Genomic DNA, 23,518 nt, shown 5'->3' on the forward strand with positions numbered 1-23,518 from the left:
CTCCTGTTGGAGAAAAGAAAAACTTAACCACCAGTCTCCACCAAGACTACGACACGGCACGGCTGATGACACTGATTTTCACTGATGAAAAAAGATAAAATCATTCGTGGTTAATATTTTCTTTTCAATGGGATCTACTTTCAGTTTTTCGCGTAATTCAGCGCTTTTCGTAGTTAATGAATTTTTCTTCGAACGTATTTTAATACCAGCTAATCGCGAAGTTCGTGGTGAAGAGTGGGATATGAAGACTTAGCTTTTAAAACAAGATTCTACCGGATTGTAGTACAGGAATCGGGCGCTTTGGCGAAGGCCCTATTGGCGGCTCTTTAAGGTATTTTCATAGGGCAGTCCTCGACCTACGCGCATTCGGAGCTGGGATGACCATCACTCCATCGTCATCTTTTACCAAGAACCAGCTTGGCTTCTTTGTCAGCATCGTAGGCGGGATCAATGCTGATTATTTCAAGAACTCCGCCTTCTAACGCGGGTGTAGGCAATGGGTTATTTGAGGTAATGATTCGACCGTCCTCGTCAAAGGTCATGTCGCGCGTGTAGGTGCCTCGAAGGGGAATGGGATAAACAACAAAGCGCTCTTCATCGGGAATGAATTTATACATGCGATCGGTCATATTCTCGTTGATCCAGATTTCCTGGGTAGTCGGATGAACCCCCAACGCGTAAGGTGCGGGCCGGTAACCAGGAGCGAATTCCGGCATCGAATAGACTTTGGTTTTGAAGCCTTCTGTTTCGATTCGAACCAACTTACCCTCAGAGTAACCGGCAACCCAGAGCACACCTTTCTTGTCGAAGCGCATGCGACGCGGGCCACTTATTGGAGAGTCGAATTCTTTGATCTCAAAAGTGTCTGGGTCTATGCGGCCAATAACATCGGCAAAAAGGCGTCCATACCAAATCGAACCATCCGTCGGGTTTATGTCGATACCGTAAGGTTGCGTGGTTCCTGCTATACCTTGTGGTTTACGTTTTGGTAAGTTCAGGATATTGAACTCGCGTGTCACGGGGTCGAGACGACCAACCTGTTCCGATCCGGTCAAAGTAAACCAGGCAATACTTTTGCTGTCTATGCGTATGGTGTGGGGGTATCTTGCCTTGGTTTTCGGGTCCATCCGGTAGGAAGGCTCCCACTCCCGAGTGGAGGTATTGAAGACTCCAATACTTCTGCTTGCGGTGTTAGTGACATAGTAATTGCCATCCAAACCCAAATCCAGGGAATGCGGACCGTGTTTACCGCCAGGTTCGAATTCGCCCATGACATGATTGTCCTCCTCAACCTCGGACAGATAAGACATAGCCTTGCCGGTTGACTGCTGCACGTACTCGGTCTGTCCCGTTGCGGGATCCGTAATGGCCATGTGATCCAAGCCCTGGTCCACCGTATAGATCAGACCATCATTGGGGTTGTAGATGGCGTCATGTGGAACGTATGCCGTTTCAAGGCGATATTCGTAGATCTTCGTGCGGCTGAGTGACTCGTCTAGAGGAAATTGGGGACGAACTGTCAACGGCTTCCCGCCAAATCCTTCTGAGAGGATGACCGATCGAGCATCCCTTAACTCCATGTCGAAGTTGCCCAGGTAACGGTGCATGCGTTCGATGGACGTTGCCCAGGATTCGGGTGTTCGCTGAATTCGGGTAAACGAATTGCCTATCTGATGGCAGGACAGGCAATCACGTTGAAACTGCAATCGGTTAAAACTCGCGTTTTTACCCTTTTCAAAAGGCAAACTGCCGAAGTGATAGGCTGCGGGAAGACTTTCGGAAATCTCAAGGTCGTCGGTCATGGCTTCCATCACCAGATCCTTATTGATTTGCGAATAGGGTTCCAGGATCACCGTCGCTATAGCGTCGCGATAATACGGAGTACGCAGGCGAAGGTTTAATTCACCTTCCAGACGAGTTGCCAATTTGTATGTGCCTTGCGCATTGGAATAAACGGACTCCGATATCCCGGAAACGTCGTCCGTCATTCGGACCAATACACCTTCCAAGGACTTGCCATGAGTGTCCTTAACCGTTCCCGTCAATACCCCGGCAAAGGCTGGCGCGGAAAACACCGCCAACAGGATCATGACCCCGCAGAGTTTTAATTCTATTTTGCAAATCGCCATCCAGGAGACACTGATATGCTTTCGTCGGGTTGACACGGAATTTCTGAAATAAAATTTCTTTAGTTGGGATATCCATCGGCTTTTCTCAGGAAGTTGGCGCTAGGACGAAGTGCTTCCTGACCAGAGCAAGTGGGATGCGTTGGATCCGGTAGCTCAGATTTTGACCTCTTTTAAAATCATTCCCCATTCCAGCCGCTACACCAGTCCCATCTTGACCAAGGACATTCTTTACAGAGATAATCCAAGCTCAGATTCTCGTTTGGACACACATGTGATGAGATTGATCAATAGAGGGCGCCAAGCTCAATTCATTCGGAAGGAGTTGTTTCAGGCACTCTGCGTATATCTGCTTTGTGCTTTTCCGGGATTAATAAATGTGGATGCCGCAAGTATCACAGTTCGGATTCTAGATGAAAATGGTGAGACTACTCCGGCGCGCGCCTGGGTGGATTCCAAGGGCCAAAGACTGTTCGAACCATTCGCGCCAATAACGGTTACGCCTTATGCAAGAGATCGTAGTTTTAGCTGTGACGGTGTCTTTACGATGGACCTGCCTGAGGGTGAAGCCGTTGTGCATGTGGAAAAAGGGAAAGAATACATTCCTGTCGACCTCTCCATTCTCCTGGGTTCCGGAGAGAATCTGGAAAAAACCGTTCAATTAAGTAAATGGATCGATATGCCATCAGAGGGTTGGTTTTCTGCGGATCTTCATGTCCACCTCGGACAAGACGATCCCCGTATTTTGCAACAGCTCGCCTTGGCGGACGATGTCCATCTGATTCCGGCATTTTCCTTTTGGTTAAGAGGTCGTGGGGAAACATGGGAATCGAGCTGGCCTGATGCATCCTACACGCTGCCCATTGAGGTTGACCGCAATCACATCGTCACTCGAAACAACATCGAAATTGAACGAATTGATCGCAATGCGATTCCTGGTGGAACCATTGGCGCTACCTTTCTCTACAATCTCAACCTACCAGTCACAGCCGAGGTGAACGGAGAACATTTCCCCACCGATGCCGCGCTGAGCCGTTCCGCACAATCCCACTCACCTGACGTCGTTCTTGACAGTGATAAACCCTCTTGGGCGGAAACAGTAATCGGTGCTGCTTTAGGGGCACTCGATACGATTCAGGTGTGCCACAATCATTACCACAGGGATTCAACTATTCCGGGAGGCTGGGGCATGATCGGGGCGCTTACATCCGGCGAATCCAATGAGGCGGTTGGAGACGGACTTTTTCATCGAACCAACGGACTCTATTATCGTTTTTTAAACTGTGGATTTCGTCTGGGTGTTTCTGGAGGTTCTGCAATTGGAGTGATGCCGGTTGCAGCCGGCCAACACCGTGTTTATGCCAAAATCGACGGCCGCATGACTGCCGCAAAATTCTGGGAGGCCTTAAAATCGGGGCGTTCCTTTGCCACTTCAGGTCCCATGCTTTCGTTGACCGCTGATGGACAAGGTTTAGGTACGACTGTAACCAGATCATCGGCCAATACCCGATCAATAAAACTGCTGGCAACTGTCCGATCCATCGAATCTCTGGAGTCTCTGCAGATCGTTCACAATGGTTTGGTCGTCGCTTCACTTGATCTGCTTGGAAAGAATGCGGCTCCGGTTCTGATCGAGGAGTTAAATTCCGAATTGCTTCCTCAACGTAGCGGATGGGTAATCGCGAGGGCATTCTTTCGAGCACCCGACGGATTACTCCGGCAAGCGCATACCAGTCCTATTTATATTTCAGTAGACCAAAAACCGATAGCTTTTGTTGAGGATGCGGAATACATGCTCCGGTGGATAGAAGTATTGGATAGTATTACCCGGAAAAATCCCGATCGTTTTCCTGGTGCAAATGAGCAGGATGCCGTTCTGGCAAACTACGCCGAAGCCAGAGCCGTCTATTCTCAGGTCATCAAAGACGCCGAATATCATTGGGCTGATAAATAGGAAATAAACACTGGAGGTATCTTGAAGGAAGACCGCCCACTTCCACGCTTGTGGCGTTTTTAAAAGACTGAAAGAGTTTGGTCTCTTTAAGCCTCCTGATGCCCTGCACATTACCTGTTCTAGCCCAAAGCCGTTGGCTTCGATTTGGGGTATTTCTATTACCGGTTCCATTGCGGTTGCATTACTCAAGTATGGCGGTCTTCCCGCTGTTGCGGTTTTTCTACTCGTTTCGATCGGTTTGCTCGTTCTGGTCTCGATTCTATTTCGCGAACGAGTAGGAGAGCGTCTACTCCCCTGGAGCAGAGGCGAAGCAAATCCCGAAATGCTGAAACCGGAAGGAAGTATTCTGCAACTGTTCAAAGACCTTATACAGGTATTATTACTGCCCATGAGTCTCCTGATAATGGGCATTATATCCCTTCAAAGGATCAACTACGGGATCTACAAGGTTTGGTCACCTGACCTTGCTATAAATGTGTTGGGTTACACCGATTCCAATTACGCGAACTGGGTGGCTTCGGTGAGCCTGGTCAGCGCCTTTTGCGGTTTGGCGCTTGGCCCCGTTATCGACAAACTCGGAGCTCGTCGGGCCTATGCGTTTACTTTGTTGATTGCCGCCTGCCTGTACACCGGACTTTTCCCCTTGGTGGATACCATGAGTCACCCCACTGTGGCTGTCATCGCTTTGTTTCTGGTGTATCTGACAGGAACCATGCTTTTCATAACTTTCATCTCACTTGCGATGTCGCTTTGCCGGGTAGAAATCGCCTCCACCCAGTTCGCCTGTTACATGGCCCTGGCCAATCTCGGAATGGCCCTAGGCTCTGGCATATATCCTATTGTATTCAATTTCACCGGGATGAAAAGCATCCTCCTGGCACTAGGTGCGCTCTACGCCGTTGCCTGGTTACTCATGGCCCGCGTTGATTTGGTGAGCCACAAACAGCGGCTGGCAAATTTGTAGTACCTTAGAAACTGAAGCCTGAAATTAGCGCTGGTATTTACACAGATAAGCGGTGTCGACGGGGACCTGGAGTTTGAATGATTGATTGGCCGCAACTTCAAAGGTCTCACCGTCGGTAAAGTCCTGCCATGTTTCGGCTCCCGGTAGTTGGACTACTAACTTGCCGCATACTACGGTCATGATCTCATGACAGTCCGTTCCGAAGGTGTATTCGCCTTTGGCCATGACACCAACCGTTGCTGGCAGGGTTTCGGTTTCCAGAGCAATGGATTTAACCTGTCCGTCAAAATATTCGTTTACTTTAAGCATGGAAATAAAAGGGTTAGAGTTTGGTGTAGAAAAAAGCAGGAATGCGACCAATAGGAAGCTCTTTTAATTTTCTTTAGTCATAACGTTTCTCAGGAAACGGGCGCTTTGGCGAAGTGCTTCCTGACGACCTTCCAGTGTTTCCTCGTAGTCACGGTCCTCCACTTCGATGCAGACTGAGCCGGTGTAATTTTCTTCATGTAAAGCGTTGAAAAACTTGCTCCAGTCAATGCCGCCCAGTCCCGGAAGTTTGGGACTGTGGTATTCCAGTGGAGTGGCGAGGATGCCGACTTCGTTTAACGCATCGATGTCGACAATGGCATCCTTGGCATGCACGTGGAAAAACCTGGTAATGAATTCCTTGATCGGTTTTACGTAATCCATCTGTTGCCAGAGCAGGTGAGAGGGATCGTAGTTGAGTCCAAAATGATCGCTCTCAATGTCGTCAAACATCCTTCTCCAAATAGCAGGACTAATGGCCAGGTTCTTGCCGCTCGGCCACTCGTCGCGGGTGAAATACATGGGGCAATTTTCGATGGCGACTTTTACACCGTTGTCTTCGGCTTGCTGTATCAAGGGTTTCCATACTTCGAGAAAACGCGGCCATTGGTCGTCTACGGATTGGGTAGGATTTCGACCGATGAAGGTATTGACAACTCCGACTCCCAGTTTGGGTGCCGCTTGAAAAAGCTTTCCCAAATGATCGATATAAACCTGGGCTTCCTCGTGATCTGCTACTAGCGGGTTCGGGTAATAACCGAGTCCGCTTATGGTCAATCCTAGGTCGGCCACCTTGCCTGTAACTTCATCGGCTTGGCCTTGAGTCATATCGCTGACATTGACATGAGTAACTCCCGCATAACGGCGTTCTGCCTTCCCTTTCGGCCAGCACATAAGTTCGATGCAGTCGAAGCTTTCGGTCGCTGCAAAATCGAGGACCTGGTCGAGTGTTTGATCAGCCAGAATGGCGCTTACGAGTCCGAGTTTCATTGGTTGAAAAGGTTGATCGAGTTTAACGGTTCAGTGGTGCAAGTGGTTGGGAGAGACTTTCAGTTCCGATTCAATAAAAGCAGTAAAATAAAACTGGTGCTTTAAGCCTGTTTAAAACGTTCGTTAGACTCAATTCGAATCAGGTCGTTGTCCTGCGCCCGAGCCGGGAAGAGCGCGACCTCCAAAAATAATCTGTTCCAATCCCCGGTCTTTCTTTGGGTCGTAGTCGGGATTCTTGGCCGGGATCTTCGCGTGGACCCGTGTGAGGTAATCGTTGAGTTTGTTATGAATTTTCTGGGTCAGTTCTGGATGGCTTGAACTGAGGTCGTTTGTTTCCCCGATATCTTTACTTAGATCAAAGAGCATGAGTTGGTCGGTATCGTACTCTTTGCGGAGCTTATAATTTCCGGAACGGATGGCGGCTTGTGGATAGACTCCTTTGAAATCCCGATAGTGCGGATAATACCAAACGAAATCCTCTGTTGGTCTATCGATATTGCCTTTGCCAGAGTTTTTGAGAACACCGGCGAGGCTACCACCGTCCATATCCTTCGGTAAGGTTTCGTTGATTCCGAGCAGGTCGACATAGGTGGCAAAGAAATCGGATCCATTGACGGGCATATCGCATTGAGAGTCTTTTGCGATGCCTGGACCACGCACGAATAGTGGCACTCGTATCCCGCCTTCCCAAGTGTGGGTTTTTCCTTTTCTTAAAGGTGTGTTGTTGGTCGGGATACTTCCGGGACCGATCTCGCCTCCATTGTCGGAGGTGTAAAGCAAGTAGGTGTTGTCCGTTAAGTTTAGTTCGTCGAGAGTCTTAAGTAGAATCGCAAGGGACTCATCCAGATTCTCGGTCATGGCGGCGTAGGGGCCGTTCTTATGATTTTTGCCCGGCTCGAGCTTGCTGTATTTTTCGATCGTCTCCTTTTCGGCAAAGATCTGCGTGTGAACCGCGTAGTGTGAAATCTGCAGAAAGAACGGTTTGTCCGCTGCAGCCTGTGTTTTAATAAAATCTACAAAACGATGGGTAATGCCGTAAAGTTGTTTGGGGTCAGGCATACCTGCATTGCCCTCGGTGTTTGTCGTGGGTCCGTCATGAACGTCGTAGCCATGGATGGTTGGATCTTCCGGACCCATATGCCATTTGCCAAAATGAGCGGTGGTATACTCAGGCCGATGCTTTTTAATAAACTCTCCAATCGTTACTTCTTCCTCCGGCAGTCCGATAATCGGGAGGTGCATGATCAGAGGTTTGTTCAGATAAAAATTGTTGTAAAACGGTTCGATGAATCCTGGGGTGCCGGGATTCACGTCGTAGATGTCGGTCGTGCCTAAACGGGCAGGACTCTTGCCCGTTTGAATGCTCATGCGTGTGGATGAACAATTGGGGTGAGGTGAGTAGGCTTGTGAGAAACGCATGCTCTGCTCCGCCAAGCGTTCCAGGGCAGGTGTCTGGTAAAAATCGCTTTTCGATTCGGGACGATTTTTATCCATTTGAACTGAGGTGCCCGTCCAGCCTTGGTCGTCCGTAAGGAAGACGATAATGTTGGGTGATTTCTCAGCTGAAAAAAGGCTAATAGGCATTAGGAGCACCAGAGAGAAGATGATAAGCAGTTTCATATTTATAAAGATGAGATTTCTAATAGGGGATAGAGCAGTTGTAAACGCTATCCTTCACTTGTCCAACCCTGATCATCGTTCAGAATGAAAACCTCACATGATTTGGTACTTCAGCTTTATTATAGATAATCCGAATTTTATTGGTCGCTGCCTCGTCGGCCTCTTTGAGGTAAAGACGTTTTGGAGCAAGAGCACCCAATACGTCTGGTACATCGCAGACTCTCAGAACATTGAGGAGGGCCGGACAGTTTTCATCCATGTGACTCAGAATGGGCTCCACGAGTATTGCACCACCGATCTCTGGCTCCAGTAAGGAGGCATAAGCCGCAAGAACGGCTCCGGCCTTTTCGCCTGAAACGAAAATCGGAATCTTTTCGCCATGGAGCTGCTTTAAATATCTGGCGGTTGCCATGATGTCCCAGATGCGACCATCCCCCACCGTTCTCCCAATCAAGAGGTGAGAGCGGGCAACGTAATTGGGCGGGTTCCTTATTGTCCATTTAGTGTCACCTGTTCCCCGAGGATTAAGTTGATAGACGGTGGAATTCGGTGGGCTCTGTTTTTGGATAATTGAGTTTTGTGATGCATCCAGATTCACCTGCAGGACTATTTGCTTTGGATTTTCAGTTGAATGAATGACTTTCAACCCAACAAAGATTCCTGATTCGGTTTCCAATTTCATGGCTCCTTTTGAATTCGTTTCCAGTAAGCGTGCTACTGGAATTTGCTCCAGGAAGCTGCGAAAGCTAACAGCCCGAAGCTTGGAAATTAAATCCTCTTTCCACCTGTCATAGTACCTTGGCTTAGGTCCTTCAAACTTAGCTAGCGGTACAAAATGCTCATCGATGGTAGAGCTAATTTCATCTTTTGGAATATCTTCATTGGTCGGGAAAACACGAAGCAGTTCCGGCGCGATGGGATGCACTTCATGGTCACGATTTCCGGTTACGATATCGACCTCACTATCCGTAATCGGACTGGGGTCATTTTTTAAATGAATATTCATGAAGCGGAAGGTCGCTTTGCGAATGTCCTCCCGGTAGGCGTGACCACCGATGCTCACCAGCGTCTCTACCTGATCGCCGGCGCCGAACAAACTGTAGAACGTTTCCAGGCGATTGCTCACCCGTTCGTTGGCGTTCATGGGGAAGATGGCGTCGTTATCGCTGTTTACAAACATCAGCGGCCGGGGCGCAATCAAAGCTGCGATTCGGGTCCATGGCCATTGGTAGGTGTTGTTCATGAACATGCAGTCGCAATGTTCGTCGATAATGTGGTCTCCCAAGTACGAAGGTAGGTCAGCCATGCCGCTGACCGGTATGGCGACTTTCACCCGTTCATCCGCTGCCGCTACCCAGAAAGTAACTGCTCCACCTCCGCTGATACCGGTAACGCCAATACGCTCTGCATCCACATCAGGACGGCTTATTAAATAGTCTATGCCGCGAATACCGTTCCAGCACTCCACTCCAGCCGGAGTGTATCCGCGGGACAGCCACCACCAGCGATTGTGACTGTAGGTGCCGTGATGAACGCCGCTGATCTCACCGCGCTGAACTGTATCGACCATGAGGCAAACATATCCGTGTCGGGCGAACCAGATGCCGTGAGATTGGTAGGCGGCTTTGTTGCCATTCCTACCGCGTTGAGCATGACCGCATACGTAGAGGATGGCTGGGAGCTTTTCGCCAGGCTCCACCTTTGCTGGTCGATAGAGATTGGCGGTTACATACAGACCTGGACTGCTTTGATAATGGAGTTTCTCCACCGTGTAGCCTTCACCTTCAAGCGTGCCTGTTACCGTTGCCTTCAAGTCCGTTTTCTCAGGCATCGGCGAAAGGCCAAGCATGTAAAGGTATTCCTCTTTAAACCGTGGTTTTTGATCCAACCAATCTTGCTTCGATTGGATGCCGGATAAAAAGTTGCCGTGCAACTCGCTTGCCTGTTGCGACAAGTAGGCATGGATCATGGTGTCGCCGGGTTCTGTTTGGCCGAAAGTGAATGAATTCAGCATTAATATTGCCGACCATATCGCGGAAACGCGACAGCGTGTAGGAGCTGCTTTAGCTGCGAAATTCGATTTTATAAAGGCCAAGCTGGGGCTTGGCGTTCCCGGAGAAGTCGCAGCTAAAGCAGCTCCTACAAATTTCCCTCGGGATTGCCTTTGTTTACAACTCATTCCCCTGGTTTGAGGATGCGGGCGAAGAACGCTTCACGGGAGGGTTCCGTGACTGCGATGTTTCTCTGAAAAACACCGTGTCCCGAGCCATCTCCGAAAAGCATGTAATTTACGTCTTTGGCACCTGCGTCCCGCAGCGCCTGGATGAAGGTGTCGGACTGATAGACGCCCACCGTATTGTCCGATGCTTCGTGAAACAGCATCATGGGTGGAACGTCGGCCGACACGTAAGTGATGGGAGAGATCTTTTGTCGGAGAGCGTCACGTGTTGAATCGAGGGTCGCTTTTTCCTGCTCAAAGCGTTCGCGTGCACGGGCACTCATGGGAATTAAAAAACTGGTTGGTGTAGCACTTGCGGCCACTGCTTGCACGTCACTGGAAAACTCTTGGTAAGGGCCATCACCTTCCAGTCCTGCATCCTTCGGACAAATTCCTAGCATGACGGACAAGTGTGCTCCTGCGGAATTTCCGGTGGCACCAATACGATTCGGATCGACGTTATATGTTTCAGCATGTGCACGTAGCCAACGAACTGCATTCTTCACATCTTCCACACAGTGGTGGATGGCGGTCGAATTGCCTGTCAACAATCGATAGTTCACCGTGATGCACACATACCCCTTGGCTGCATAGGCGAGTGTTGGATTTAAAAAGCCTTCTGCTCGCTTGTCTCCATTGCGCCAGCCGCCGCCGTGAATAAATACGATGGCTGGTCGTGGCTCATCGCCCCGTTTTGATGGCATGGCGAGATCGAGTTTCCACTCGTCGTTGCCTTCGCGGTAAGCGATGTTTGGAACAAACGTAACACCATCTGGAACGCGTTGTTGGATCTGTTCGTCCGTCGGATTCGGTGGGCGTCTATTCTGTTGTTGCTGAGAAAAGGCAGGAAGGGCGGTTAAAACCGCCAAGATTAAAAAGATAGAATAGATGAATTTGAATCCAGGATTCTTCATAGTGATTACTTCTTAGGGTATTGATATTTCAAGTGCTTCTTGGGCTAAGAAACCGTGTGACAATTTTGTATGTTGCACAAGCCAGATATGAATGGGTCAAATAGGAATGTTTAAATAACAGCCTTTGTCTTCAGAGCGGACAGCAGTTCCTGTTTTTACGCATGCTGTTCCTTAAATGTATCGCCTGTTTCGGAGCTTTTCGTTTGAAAATAGATAAACCTCAAAGCCTTTAAAACGATGACAATAGCCAGAAGAGAATTTCTCATACAATCAGGTAAGGTCAGCATCGGTATCCTTATCGAAGGATCGCCTCATGTGCCGGTTTCTCTTGAAATGAGCTTTCGCTCAGGAGGCAAATTGAAGGGAGTGACGGCTGACAAGAATCTGGACGGCGCTTACTTCCTTGAGAGCGGAATGGGTCAGTACGCACAGGGTGGGGATGTTATTACCTTTTGCCGCGGGGATTGCAGAGCACAAGTGGGCAGATATAAGAGGAATGTTACCCAAGCAAAATGGAGAGAGTGTCTATTTAACAGGTTTTACCCCTTTCAAGCATACCCTGCATTTGGGATAAAAGTACCCTCGCCATAAAAGTGAATTCATCCATAAAACATCCCTCGTGAAGCATACTCTCAAAGTTCTTTTGGTTTTATCCTTAAATGTGGTACCCCTTCTTGGGGAAAAAAGGCCGAACATCCTCTTCTTTTTTGCGGACGATCAGAGGAACGATACCTTGGGCTGCGCAGGACATCCGATTATAGAGACTCCAACAATCGATCGACTCGCGGAAAATGGAGTACGGTTTGAGAACATGTTTGTGACCCGTTCGACCTGTTGGGCGAGCCGGACGACCATTTTGACGGGACTGACCTCGCTATCGTCGGTCGAGTCGGATCAGTCGGATATGGTTAAGCCGGAGGTGCTGACCGAACTGTTTCCTGACCTATTGCGAGACGCAGGTTACCGGACGGCCCTGTATGGAAAGTGGCATGCCAAGATGCCTAAAGGTTTCAAGCCGGAGGAACATTTCGATGAGTATGAAAGAATCTTTCGAAACCCGTATTTTAAAACTATGCCGGATGGATCGAAACGCCATGAGACGGAGCTCATCTGCGATCGCGGAATCGAGTTTCTCAAATCTCAGCGAGGGAAGGATGATCCGTTCTGTCTCAACCTTTGGTTTAATGCCGGGCATGCTGAAGACAATGACAGAGTCCCTGGCACGGGACATTATCCCTGGCCCCGGGCAATGGACGGAAAATACGACGACATTGAAATACCGGCTCCTCGCTTATCGGATCCAGCGATCTTCGAGGCGCATCCAGAGTTTCTAAAAACGTCGAACCATCGTGAGCGGTTTCATTGGCGCTGGGATACTCCTGAAAAATACCAACTTAACATGCGCGCTTATTTCCGGATGCTTTCGGGAATCGACCACGCAATGAACCGGGTGTTGCAGGTGCTGGAGGAAGAGGGACTCGCGGACAATACCATCGTGGTCTATTCAGCGGATAATGGATACTACATGGGCGATCGAGGCTTTGCGGGAAAGTGGTCGCACCACGAGCAATCGCAACGTGTTCCCTTGGTGATTTACGATCCGCGGCAACCAGAAGAGCGTCGCGGTCGCGTTGTGGATACGATGGCTCTAAACCTGGATCTGCCGGCCACTTTCCTGGATTGGGGCGGGGTGACGATTCCCGTTAGCTACCAAGGCGACAGTTTGAAACCAGTGCTAGACGGGAACGCTTCTCCGGAAGGGTGGCGCGAGGATTTTTTCTGCGAGCATCTCAATCTCCGCTATTCCATGTCCTGGGAAGGAGTGCGGGGACAACGATTCAAATATGCCCGCTACGTGGACCAGGATCCTGTGTACGAGTTTCTTCACGATTTGAAAAACGATCCTGATGAGCTCGTCAACTTGGTCGGCAACCCGGAATATGCCGCGCAATTGAAAAAACTGCGGATGCGAACGAATACTCTGATCGAAAGCTATACCGGTGCAGTAGTCAGAGCAGCCTCGCCCCGATAGCAAAGCTGTTAGTTTCAAATGTAATTGGGACTCGAAATCTGACAGGAACCTATCGAGTGCTACAAATGAAGAGAACAAAGATCCTAGTGAGTTTTCCAAGTGGTAATTTCCGAATACTCTGTTTCGGACCGCTACGGCGAGCGGTCCCTACCTTCCGTTGTCGTGCCGCATTACATGGTAGGGAGTGGTCGCCGACCGCGCCGTGTTACTTTGGTAAGGCAGCAGCACGTTTTATTAAATACTTATTGGTTATTCCACTTGTCTTAGAAGTGGACAGGGCCTTCTCCTTCAAATCATGATGTTTATCTTGATGAACCGTAGTTTACTATATCTCGAGACCCCGGATCTCCTCTTCCTTCTCGCAAAAATCTACTGTCAAAAGTCAAGGGGCTGATGTCGTATACGTCCTTTGAAAAGCTCGAACGAGCTGCACACGATTATTGGAAATGCGTTAGGGGAATTTTCAAAAATGCATCGAATGATTGAGTCCCATTTCTAGCGCATTACCAAATCGGGAATTTGGGTAGGTTCTCGATTTAGCACTTTCGCACAGTCATCCATGGAAACGGTTCCTTGTTGAGGCAGGCCTCGCTTCTCAACCATTTCCTGGAGATACTTTTCAATGCCGTATTGGGCGGCGAAAAGACAAGGGGTACTGTAGATAACAATGGAAGCTCCTGCGTCCTCAAGCTCATCGAATCGCCAGTCAGGAGATTTGCCTCCATGCAGCTGATTGACCATGATAGGAACTGAAATCTGGGAGCGCAACTTGGCTATGGTATCCAGGTCCTTAATCGCTTCAACCATGACACCGTCTGCGCCTGATTCCGCATAGGCAACGGCCCGATCAATGCCTTCGCTCGGATCGGTTGCATCGGTTCGGGCGATGACAAAAATACTGCGTCTGGATTCCACCACGGTTGTGAGTTTCGTTAAATATTCCTGGATCGGAAGAATTTCTTTCCCTTCAAAGTGGCCGCATCGCCGTGGCCGTTTTTGATCTTCCATCATGACTGCAGACAGTCCATTGGCCTCCAGATTGCGAACCGTATTGGCGGCGACAACCTGATCACCAAATCCATCGTCGACATCGACTAGAATTTGCGTGTTCGGAATAGCATGTCTCACCTTCGTTGCCCAATCGGTCATGTCCCGCCAGTTTACATAGCCAACGTCTGGCAACCCATAAGCGCTGGCGGCATAACTGTAACCACTGCAGAAAACGCCTTCGAAGGATTTTGAAGCGATCAGGGCTGAAAATACATCGTAAATACCAATGAGCGGTAATATGCGATTTTCACCAATGCGGCGACGGAACTCGTCCCCGGCATTTGGACCGGTCAGGCAGATAGTCGTTGTGAAATCGTTTTCGGGCATGGCTTTTTCGCTGTAAATCAAAGCACTTGTGGCTCTCTTCTGACGCAGATGAGTGCTTTCACAGATCTTTTTTTGTTATTTTAAAGCCCATTAGCATTTTTTTAAGTAAATGAAATCGCAGCCAATGTCGACCGCCCTCTCCGATGTCAACTGCCTGCCAGGCTATCAGCTTAAACGCAGCGTTCCCGCAGAGTTGGGCTTCTTCTCGGATGTCGCGACTTCACCAATGATTTGATTAACGGTTCAGCCAGCTATCGCTTTGCGAATAAGGTTCAGGCCAATCAGCAAAAAGAAAATCAATACCAGCTTCTTAAATCGATCAGGGTTCAGTTTTCTTCGTATGATTTCGCCGATTGAAAATCCGGCGATGGTTGGGATTATCATGCCCGCCGACACCATCGCAACCGGTCCGGTCATCAATCCGTTTTGCCAGAAACCTACGGACAGCGGAATGCTGCCAATCAGAAAAAGAAATCCAGTGGCGCGAACAAATTCATCTTTATCCGTATTTCTGGCGATCAGGTAGGCTGCGATAGGGGGTGACCAGATAGCTGTAAAACCGCCCATAACCCCGGCTATCAGACCACCTATAAGTTGGCTTGGTCGGTCAACTTTTTCAGGTATCGATGGCGGTGTTGAGATGAGATTCATCAGCGAAAAAAGGATAATAACGACACCGACGAATGCGACCAGGACATCCGCAGCAACCCGGGCTGTGTAGAAGGTTGTGACCAGCAGGGATATGGCCAATACGAACGCAAAGATCCAGTATTTGATCACGGTGTTCTTAATTTCACCGGCGCGAAACATTTGCCAAATGTTTGAGAACATAATCGGAAACACCACAAGGGAAATTGCCAGCCTTGGGTCGATGAATTGTGTCATCAATCCAACCGCCGCGATGGGCAGGCCGACGCCAAGAGTGCCTTTGATTACGCCAGCTGCAAGAAACGCCAAGGTTGCGATAATGATCCAGGTTTCTATCGGGGTTCCCTTATTTTGAAGTTGAGGTTTTCAGGGTGATAATGAAGCAGCAATCTCTGCCTTCGTTGATCTTTTTATGGATTGAGATCAGACTAATGCGTCAACGCATAGGTTATAATATTGATGCCCATGGGGTAGGACATCTTTTCAGAGAAGCGCAAAAAGTAATCGTGGTTTTCGCCTTCGCGTTCCCAGCCGTCGCCCAGGTCGTTGTTGTGGCAGAGTAGGGCCATCATGCGACCATGGTCGTCGAAATAAGCCCAGAAGTGCGGAGCCTCGTCACCTCCGGAACTTCCGTGACGGTGTTCATATAAATAGCCTTCGCGCCAGGTACGAATATCCACGACTTGCGGCAGCTTCTTCAAATCGTAGACGTTATGGAAAATGGGATGATCGATGGTCAGTTCGATCGGTTCACGGTCCGGGAAAACGCCACGCATTTCCAACATGACATTATCGATGGATTCCGGGGACCAGAAGTCATCCATCATCACAAAACCTCCATTGAGCAGGTAGTTTCTCATCCCGATTTGTTCTTCTTCATCGAGGACAATTTTTCCGACTCCGGCCATATAACAGAACGGGTGGTTGACCAGCTCGGGGTCAGAAAATCGCATGACCTTACTCTCCATTGCAACCTCGAGGGAGGTCATTTCCTGGAGTCGGAACGAGAAGTTCCAATCACCGTCGGGGAAATCATTATCCCAACGACTCCACCAACCAAAGGAGCCATAGGAATCATATTGAATCCGGACGAAAGTAAAAACGTCATGCTCAAATCCCGGTTTAATTTCCCAGACAGGAAACTCGCTGCGTAATGGCCTGGGTCGACTGCGACCTCCACCTCGATAATCCTCCTGGTCTGATCTCTCGTAGCGAGACCTGCGGTCATCCCCTTCACCACGTCCACCGTATTGTGCGACGGCAAGGCTCGCAGCCAGGCAAGCAAGGATGAATACGGAAAGGGTAACTTTGGGCATGTTGGGTCTCCTGCCTTTATATTGTCAGGAAGCCGGTTAAGAAGTGCAACTGGAAATCTTACTCAATTGTTGTTGGTCTCGAACGGATGCTCTGATTATTTCTTTTTACCGAGATTGGTCCGTTTGTTCCAATCGCTATGTTTTTTCTCCAGCTCTGCAACTTTGTTTGGCATAGCCGCCGCGAGGTTGTTTAGTTCGGTGCCGTCTTCAGTGATGTTGTAAAGCTCCCATGGTTTTTTATTTTCAGAAACCAGCTTCCAATCTCCGACTCGCACTGCTTTTCCTTTGCTATGTTCCCAAAAGAGTTCTTGTTGTGGCTGCCAGTTTTCGGGAGCGCCGTTCAGGACTGAAAGGAAAGATTTTCCTTCAAAAGGAAGGAGGCCAACTCGTGAGTGTGGGTTGGCTCCGGCGGCATCGAGCAGGGTAGGCATTAGATCGTTGACGTGAGTGAGTTCGTGACTGATTCCACCAGCCAGGTTTTCGCCCAAACCATTTGGCCAGGACATGATCAAGGGCGAACGGGTACCACCCTCATGATCGTGTTGTTTGTAAAGGCGGAAAGGTGTGTTGGAAACATTGGCCCATCCGTAGCCATAAGATTGCCAAGTGGACTGGTCGCCAGGCATGATGTGTGGTAAGTTTCCAGGTCTGATGGGTCTATTGAGTCCGTCAGTAGTAAACGGTTTTGTCCAGGAACCCGTGCGATCCGGTGTGTATTCTACGTGGCAACCGCCATTGTCCTGTTGGTAAATGATAATGGTATTTTCCCATTCTCCGGATTCCTTCAACTGCTGAACAATGCGACCAATGTTGCGATCCATGCAGGTGATCTGTGCCGCATATACTTCCATGCGTCTTTCCTGCCACGCCTTGTGTTCTTCGTCTTCCCAGGCGGGAACTTCCTCATTGCGGGGAGAGAGCTTCCAGGACGGATTTACTACTCCCAGTTCTTTCATCCGCGCGTGGCGCGTTTCGCGCAACTTATCCCAGCCCGCTGAGAAACGTCCTTTGTAGTGCTCGATGTCTTCGGGTTTTGCATGCAAGGGCCAGTGGGCCGCATTGTAAGCGACGTATAAAAAGAAGGGAGTATCCTTGTCGTGTTCTTTGAGAAATTTCAGGGAGTAATCGGTGATAGAATCCGTTTGGTAATAGTCGGGGTTGTTTTTCCATTCGTTTGTCCGGTCTTCGCCATTTTCGTTGAGATCGGCCGGTGCAAAAAAGTCGGTTGTACCCCAGTAGGTCGCGTAGGAGCGATCAAATCCGCGTTTGTGGGGTGCGCTTGGCCCATGAGGTTGCCCCGGATCAGACAAATGCCATTTGCCGGTCATGTACGATTTGTAGCCTGCTTCTTTTAAAGCTTCTGGTAGAAGAAGTGCGTTTGCCCGCAGGCCTCCGTCCGCTCCTCCGGTTTGTAAAGCAGTGTTGGGATAAAGGCTGGTCAACAAACTGGCACGTGTGGGCCAACACATATTGTGCACGTAGTAGTTTGTGAAACGTACGCCGTTGCTTGCCAATTTATCGAGGTTCGGTGTTTCAATTTCTCCACCGTAACATCCAAGATCCGAATAGCCCATATCGTCTGCGATCACCAAAACGATATTAGGTGGGCCTTGTTTGACTAAAGATTCGTTCTGAGCGGAGTAACCGAAGGTAAAGATGAGGAAGCAAAGACTGAAAAGGAGAAAGAATTTATTCATTCAGGTAGTTTTAGGTTTTGGTAAAAGGAAAAACAACCACAGATAAACGCAGATGAACACGGATTCAGTTTATGGATAAATTGCGTAGAAAGATTATTCGTGTCTATCTGCGTTTAAGAATAAGGGTATGATTTGCGGTAGCTTTACCTGCTCTGAGTCTCGACAACCGCTTTATATTTTTCACGCGTTTCATTCAGAGAAATGGAATAGGCAGCTGTTTTTTGGCGAAAGGTTTCGAGCAGTTTTGTGTCCCCCATGTCCTTAATGAGGTTGTTCATTTCACCTGGGTCAGTGGCCAGGTCGAACAGCATTTCGAACTCCGGTTTCCGATCTGCAAAATCGACGTCCGACTCCTTATACTTATTAACGCCGTCAAACATGCGGATGTATTTCCAGTTGCCGATCCGAATTCCTTCCTGGAATGGGTTGTCTCGTCCGGTGTAAAGGATCTCTAGAAAGAGTTCATCTCTCCACGGTACTTCTTCGTCGTGGACAAGAGGACGCAGGCTTTGGCCGTCCATGAATTCAAGGGCTTCCACCCCAGCGTAATCCAGGATGGTCTTTGTAAAGTCGAGACTCGAAACCAGTTTTTCGACTTGCCGGCCACGTTTCGACTTGGGCAGCCTGGAATCATACACAAAGCAAGGGATCTTTGAGGTTAGATCATACAGCAGCGACTTACCACCCATTCCATATTCCCCCATGAGCAGGCCGTGGTCGCTTCCGTAAACAATCACGGTGTTGTCCATTAATCCACGTCTTTCGAGGTCGTTTAAAAACTCGCCCATGATGTGATCCAGACCCGTTATAGTTTGGTAGTATCGGACATGGTGTTCCAGGTTCCGGGCGCGAGTATAGTTGTATTGGTAGGTGCTGGTTCTACGGCCAGCATCCTGATCCATGATGAATTTTGGAATAAAGCGGTAGGGGTCGGTTTCTGTTTCTTCCGGAATCTGGATGTCGATATCGCGATACAGCTTGTCATAGATGAGTGTCCCCTGAAGGGCTGGATTCTCATTCGCAGGTCGGGCCATCATTCTCCAATCTTCATAACCTTCGTACATGCTGGTCGTCTGGGAACCATGCGGCACATTAAAACTGACCGACAGGCAAAAGGGGTTTTCTTCTGGAAGGCTATCGAGAAATGCTCCCAAAGCTTCCCCCATGATAGGAGTGATGATATCCTCTTTTGCATGGTGGTAGGGTGTCGTACTTGGACTGTCGTAATTCTTCGGTAGAAACTTGGTCCAGCCATCGTGACCCCACCAGTAGTCAAACTTCTCGGCCGCCTGCCCTTTAAATGTGTAATATTCGATACCGATTTTCCCAACAAAACCTGTGTAGTAGCCGGCTTTGCGTAAGAGGGCAGGATAGGATCGCTCCCACTGCTCTTCGGTCAACTGATAGGAAGAAGTAAAGCCGACTCCATGGACACGCTCATGCATCCCGGTAAGTATCGATACGCGACTCGGTGAGCAAACCGGCTCGGCAGTGTAGGTATTGCTGAACCGGACAGACTCGCTAAGGAGCCGATCGAAATTGGGTGTTATGACAAATGGATGCCCCATCGCTCCAAAGGTATTGTCGCGCTGGTCATCGGTCAGGAGAAAGATGATATTGGGGCGGGATGGGCTCTCGTCTCGATCGACTGCTTTTTCAGCCGGTTTACAACTCCATGTCAGAATTGAAATACTTAGAATCAGGGGAATATTTAGGAATTTCATTTGTAGATTAATGCATTCTCACAAGAAATAATGGGTAAAGTGCTCTTGCGAATAACTGGTTCTACTAATCACCAGCAGTCACCTCAATTTCAATAACCAATTCAGGAAGGATAAGACGTTCCACGCCCAACAACGATTGAGGAGGTCGAATTCCTGCGTCTGAAATCCACATGGAATACACGTCATAATTTGCAAGAAATCCATCAATGTCCGTCGTAAAGAAACGGAGACTCAGGATGTTCTTTCGATCCATGTTAGCCTTGTTGAGAACGGCCTCCACGTTTGCCAGTGCGAATTCCATCTGTCCTCGAATGTCATTCGGAGCTACTACAGATACGCCCATTTCCGATTGCGGATCCGGTCTTAGCGAGACTTGGCCTGAGCAGATTAGATGGCGCGAAATGTTGGTTACAATTTCTGCCTGGTTCATGCTGAATTGCAGGCCCCAATCCCAAGGATTTATAGATTTACGATTCATGTAGCTGGTTTATATTTAGGATACTCTAATGTCAAAGACTGGTGCAGGAAACTGTTTGTCCGATTTCTCTATTGTTTCTCATAGGAAAAATTCAGGGCAGGCTTACCGCCCGATTTTCGGCTATACCTCAAGGTGTAGGGATGAACGCCTTTCTCCAGGAGAATCTTCCCGCTTGTTTCCCGTATTCCGTTTATGACCGATTCATTGTCTACCACCACCGCATCGTGAAGGCGGAATATCGCACCTGAATCGGAGTCAACAGTGATGGTGTATTCTCCTGATTCATTGATTTTCAGGTAGCCCGTAAATTCAACGGCGATGTCCTTGTCCCGGGTCCGTACACCCAGGTCTACTTTCGTGGAAGTTCCTGTCTTCGATGGTTTGAGATCCACTGTCTGTGGGACCCATGGAAAGCTGCCTTCATAAACGCTCCACTTGACCTGGTCGTCAAAGTTGCCCACTGCGATTCCAGGGACCATCGCGTCATCGTAAGGGCGAGGCGCACTTTCATTGGATCTTCGGATTTGAAGTACGCGATCTTTCATCCGTTGACCCAGGGATTCGAAGTAGTCGTTTGTGTTCGCGAGGTTATGAATTTCCCGTGGGTCTTTACTCAGGTCGTAGATCTCGAACTGGTCTTCATGGCTTTTAATGTCTACCCTTATGCCTTTGAATCCATCTATGAAAACTACCTGTTGCTGCTTGCGAGGTCTGTTCCGGTAATGAGGAGAAAACTCCGGATAGGACGGCGTGTCCTGGCTGTTGAAATACTCTACGTAGATGGTGCTTTCCTGAACGGTTCCTTGTCCGGTTAAAAAAGGGAGAAGAGAAACTCCATCTGAAATGGCCGGGGCTGGAAGACCTGAAATATTGGCCAGGGTCGGAAGCCAGTCGTGGAACTGGGAAGGTGTTTGGTTTATCGCTCCCGACGGGACCTGCCCCGGCCAGCGAACGAGTGTGGGCATGCGTATTCCGCCTTCCGATACGTCTCGTTTTATTCCTTGAAAAGGTCCGTATGACCCAAAGGAGTTTGGCGCGTATTCCAGCCCTTCGAGATAACTTTCTTCGTGAGGCCCGTTATCGCTTGAAAAGATAACTATCGTCTCACGGTCGATGTTCAGGTCCTTGAGCGTCTGAACCAGATCAGCAATGCTTGAGTCGATCCGTCGGACCATTGTCGCAAAACGTTTTTCAACTTCTGTCCACATTTGGTCTGCGTAATCCGGGTGTATCCAGGAATCGATAGGTTCGCCGGCGGTGTTGATCATATGGCCGGGTTTACCGATCCACTGGATGCCTCCTTTCAAGCCGCCGCCTTCGGGGTAGGCGGTAGAGGGTGTATGCAAGGCTGCGTGAGGTGTGCTGTGAGCGAGGTAAAGAAAGAAGGGTTGAATCGGGTTGTTTTCACGGTGCTCAACGATCCAGTTTTTAGCAAAAGCAGTAAAGAGATCTGTGGTATAACAACCCTTTAGTTCGTCGAGAAGTTTTTGCCGGTTATGAAAAACCGGCTTGGGTGTGCGGTGCAAATCGGAATCTCCGCGTTCATAGGCATGTGCCGGGTATTGGGCGTGCCCATCCCGGTGTTTTACATAACCAAAAAACTCATCAAACCCTCGCTCGGTGGGATAGGCGATCCACTCATCTAAATCATATTTTTCCCTGTCACCTCCGGGTAGTCCGTATTTACCGACCATGGCAGTTCGATAGCCTGCGGTTTTTAGAACCGTCCCGAGGGTGTGGGAGTCGGCGAGGTCTTTGTCGAATTGATTGTCACGAATCGGTTCGTGTCCCTGATGTCGGCCGGATAGTAGTGACGCCCTTGAAGGCGCACAAACCGGAGCTGGGCAATAATGTTGTCTGAGTTGCATGCCTTCAGCGGCAAACTTATCAAGCATCGGCGTGGCATGTTTGCGGTTTTGATCCCTTGAGTTCTGGTAAAATACACCCAGATCGCCCCACCCTAAATCATCGACCAATACAAAAATGATGTTCGGTTTGTTTATTTCCGCCTGCCCGTTGCTTGTGCAAAAAAGACCTAACAAAATGGCGACTGTTGCGAGGATTCGAGTGTTGATACGTGTCATCGGGAAATTTCTAAAGATAGATGAGCTGATAAGATATCGCTTCCTCACCGAGGCCAATGAAATAAGATGGAAATTTCAAAGAATTCCCTGGATAGGGGGAGGAACTACTTTTTTGAAATCAAAATAATCCGCATGATTTGTGAATCCATGTAACCCAGGTAATCGTATCAGTTTCTACAATGATCAACGGCCAAAACCAATGGCTTTTTTACGGTCCGAATGCGTTTAAACATTCTTAGCTATCCATACGATGAAAACCAAAATTAACTCATTTCTAATTTCCACCTTGGCATGCGCTTGGCTATTTGCGTCAGCAAATGCAGCGAATCATGCGGATAAAGAAGAAACACCAGCGGAAGCCTCGCGTGAAATCCTCTATGTGGAATATCGAGAAAATCATAACGATTTCCATGTTCGCGGATTCGACTCGATGGACAATGAGCTGGACCGCTTTCATTACTTTAAAAGCAATTTCAAGGATGCCTTTGAGAAACAGGATTGGTCGGTAGATATCGAGGTATCACGGTTCCCGATTAATGCTCCGGAAGGAGCAAAGGTCCTACGAATTACCTATTTGGGTCTCAAATCGAGTAATTCCATTGAGATTGAGCTCCGTCTGTGGGCCAATCTGAAAGCAGGCGAGAAGGAATCTGATTTCGGTGTTGTCCAGGTTCGGCATGTCCCGAGTCCCATTCTGTCTTTAAGTTCAATTGATCGGGATCTGGATAAGATTTACACCGAAGCGGCAGCTAAGGTTGTCGAGGAACTCAATAAAACACTTTTTGCTAGAAAGTAGCTAAAACCTACAGTCAAGTGAAGGAGGCCTGTGAAGAGAGGAGCTTCGCAGGCCTTTTCATTTTGTCTCAAGCATTCAATAATTGAATACAAACTCTTGAAATAAAAGTGGGTAGGGCAATTGCGTCCTCGCAATGCCGTGTATTGCCTGGGTGATCGGTGGCGGAGCGAGGACGCTCTCGCCCTACCTATTTGTCTACTTATACGGCAATAATCGGATTCGTGAATGTAATGGGTCTTCGTATAAAAGTTTGCGCTCCTTCGGTTGGCATCTT

The 23,518-nt window shown here is 48.8% G+C and carries 18 protein-coding genes; 5 read left to right on the forward strand and 13 right to left on the reverse strand.

Annotated elements, in window-relative coordinates; genetic code table 11:
- Positions 1 to 395: 395 nt before the first annotated feature.
- Positions 396 to 2,129, reverse strand: a complete 1,734-nt coding sequence (locus tag O3C43_17175) for a hypothetical protein (protein ID MDA1068223.1) — start codon at positions 2,127 to 2,129, stop codon at positions 396 to 398.
- Between the two features lie 109 nt (positions 2,130 to 2,238).
- Here O3C43_17175 and O3C43_17180 point away from each other — a divergent pair, with 109 nt between their 5' ends.
- Positions 2,239 to 4,080 carry a CehA/McbA family metallohydrolase gene (locus tag O3C43_17180; protein ID MDA1068224.1) on the forward strand — a complete coding sequence of 614 codons (1,842 nt, stop codon included), beginning with the start codon at positions 2,239 to 2,241 and terminating at the stop codon, positions 4,078 to 4,080.
- Positions 4,081 to 4,213: 133 nt separating this feature from the next.
- Positions 4,214 to 5,044, forward strand: a complete 831-nt coding sequence (locus O3C43_17185) for an MFS transporter (protein ID MDA1068225.1) — start codon at positions 4,214 to 4,216, stop codon at positions 5,042 to 5,044.
- A 24-nt stretch (positions 5,045 to 5,068) separates the two neighbouring features.
- Here the strand turns inward: O3C43_17185 and O3C43_17190 are convergent, their stop codons facing one another.
- From O3C43_17190 to O3C43_17210, 5 genes are all read right to left on the reverse strand, one after another.
- Positions 5,069 to 5,353 carry a pyrimidine/purine nucleoside phosphorylase gene (locus O3C43_17190; GenBank protein MDA1068226.1) on the reverse strand — a complete coding sequence of 95 codons (285 nt, stop codon included), beginning with the start codon at positions 5,351 to 5,353 and terminating at the stop codon, positions 5,069 to 5,071.
- Between the two features lie 63 nt (positions 5,354 to 5,416).
- A complete protein-coding gene (locus tag O3C43_17195) occupies positions 5,417 to 6,340 on the reverse strand; it encodes a sugar phosphate isomerase/epimerase (GenBank protein MDA1068227.1) in 924 nt (307 codons plus the stop codon).
- Positions 6,341 to 6,469: 129 nt separating this feature from the next.
- A complete protein-coding gene (locus tag O3C43_17200) occupies positions 6,470 to 7,960 on the reverse strand; it encodes a sulfatase (protein MDA1068228.1) in 1,491 nt (496 codons plus the stop codon).
- A gap of 79 nt (positions 7,961 to 8,039) precedes the next feature.
- Entirely contained in the window at positions 8,040 to 10,139 is a 2,100-nt protein-coding gene (locus O3C43_17205) for a prolyl oligopeptidase family serine peptidase (protein MDA1068229.1), read from the reverse strand.
- Positions 10,136 to 11,092: an alpha/beta hydrolase gene (locus O3C43_17210; protein ID MDA1068230.1), complete on the reverse strand. Its 957-nt coding sequence runs from the start codon at positions 11,090 to 11,092 to the stop codon at positions 10,136 to 10,138. The genes O3C43_17205 and O3C43_17210 overlap by 4 nt, the downstream gene beginning before the upstream one ends.
- A 237-nt stretch (positions 11,093 to 11,329) precedes the next feature.
- Here O3C43_17210 and O3C43_17215 point away from each other — a divergent pair, with 237 nt between their 5' ends.
- Positions 11,330 to 11,683, forward strand: a complete 354-nt coding sequence (locus tag O3C43_17215) for a hypothetical protein (protein MDA1068231.1) — start codon at positions 11,330 to 11,332, stop codon at positions 11,681 to 11,683.
- Between the two features lie 28 nt (positions 11,684 to 11,711).
- On the forward strand, positions 11,712 to 13,124 hold the full coding sequence (locus O3C43_17220) for a sulfatase (protein MDA1068232.1): 1,413 nt from the start codon (positions 11,712 to 11,714) through the stop codon (positions 13,122 to 13,124).
- Between the two features lie 495 nt (positions 13,125 to 13,619).
- Here O3C43_17220 and O3C43_17225 read toward each other — a convergent pair whose 3' ends face one another.
- The 7 genes from O3C43_17225 to O3C43_17255 form a co-directional block, all read right to left on the reverse strand.
- Complete coding sequence (locus O3C43_17225; GenBank protein MDA1068233.1) at positions 13,620 to 14,501, reverse strand: isocitrate lyase/PEP mutase family protein; 882 nt, start codon at positions 14,499 to 14,501, stop codon at positions 13,620 to 13,622.
- 243 nt (positions 14,502 to 14,744) lie between these two features.
- Positions 14,745 to 15,458 (reverse strand): sulfite exporter TauE/SafE family protein, encoded by a 714-nt coding sequence (locus tag O3C43_17230; protein MDA1068234.1) that lies wholly within the window; start codon positions 15,456 to 15,458, stop codon positions 14,745 to 14,747.
- 119 nt (positions 15,459 to 15,577) lie between these two features.
- Positions 15,578 to 16,465: a DUF4159 domain-containing protein gene (locus O3C43_17235; protein MDA1068235.1), complete on the reverse strand. Its 888-nt coding sequence runs from the start codon at positions 16,463 to 16,465 to the stop codon at positions 15,578 to 15,580.
- Positions 16,466 to 16,560: 95 nt separating this feature from the next.
- Entirely contained in the window at positions 16,561 to 18,162 is a 1,602-nt protein-coding gene (locus O3C43_17240) for an arylsulfatase (protein MDA1068236.1), read from the reverse strand.
- A 143-nt stretch (positions 18,163 to 18,305) separates the two neighbouring features.
- Complete coding sequence (locus tag O3C43_17245) at positions 18,306 to 19,886, reverse strand: sulfatase-like hydrolase/transferase (GenBank protein ID MDA1068237.1); 1,581 nt, start codon at positions 19,884 to 19,886, stop codon at positions 18,306 to 18,308.
- A gap of 64 nt (positions 19,887 to 19,950) precedes the next feature.
- The gene (locus O3C43_17250) at positions 19,951 to 20,364 is read right to left on the reverse strand and encodes a RidA family protein (protein ID MDA1068238.1); all 414 of its coding nucleotides are present in this window, start codon (positions 20,362 to 20,364) and stop codon (positions 19,951 to 19,953) included.
- A 68-nt stretch (positions 20,365 to 20,432) separates the two neighbouring features.
- The gene (locus O3C43_17255) at positions 20,433 to 22,448 is read right to left on the reverse strand and encodes a sulfatase-like hydrolase/transferase (protein MDA1068239.1); all 2,016 of its coding nucleotides are present in this window, start codon (positions 22,446 to 22,448) and stop codon (positions 20,433 to 20,435) included.
- A 250-nt stretch (positions 22,449 to 22,698) separates the two neighbouring features.
- Here O3C43_17255 and O3C43_17260 point away from each other — a divergent pair, with 250 nt between their 5' ends.
- The gene (locus tag O3C43_17260; GenBank protein ID MDA1068240.1) at positions 22,699 to 23,244 is read left to right on the forward strand and encodes a hypothetical protein; all 546 of its coding nucleotides are present in this window, start codon (positions 22,699 to 22,701) and stop codon (positions 23,242 to 23,244) included.
- The last annotated feature ends 274 nt before the right edge of the window (positions 23,245 to 23,518 follow it).

The organism is Verrucomicrobiota bacterium (assembly GCA_027622555.1).
Classification (GTDB): domain Bacteria; phylum Verrucomicrobiota; class Verrucomicrobiia; order Opitutales; family UBA2995; genus UBA2995.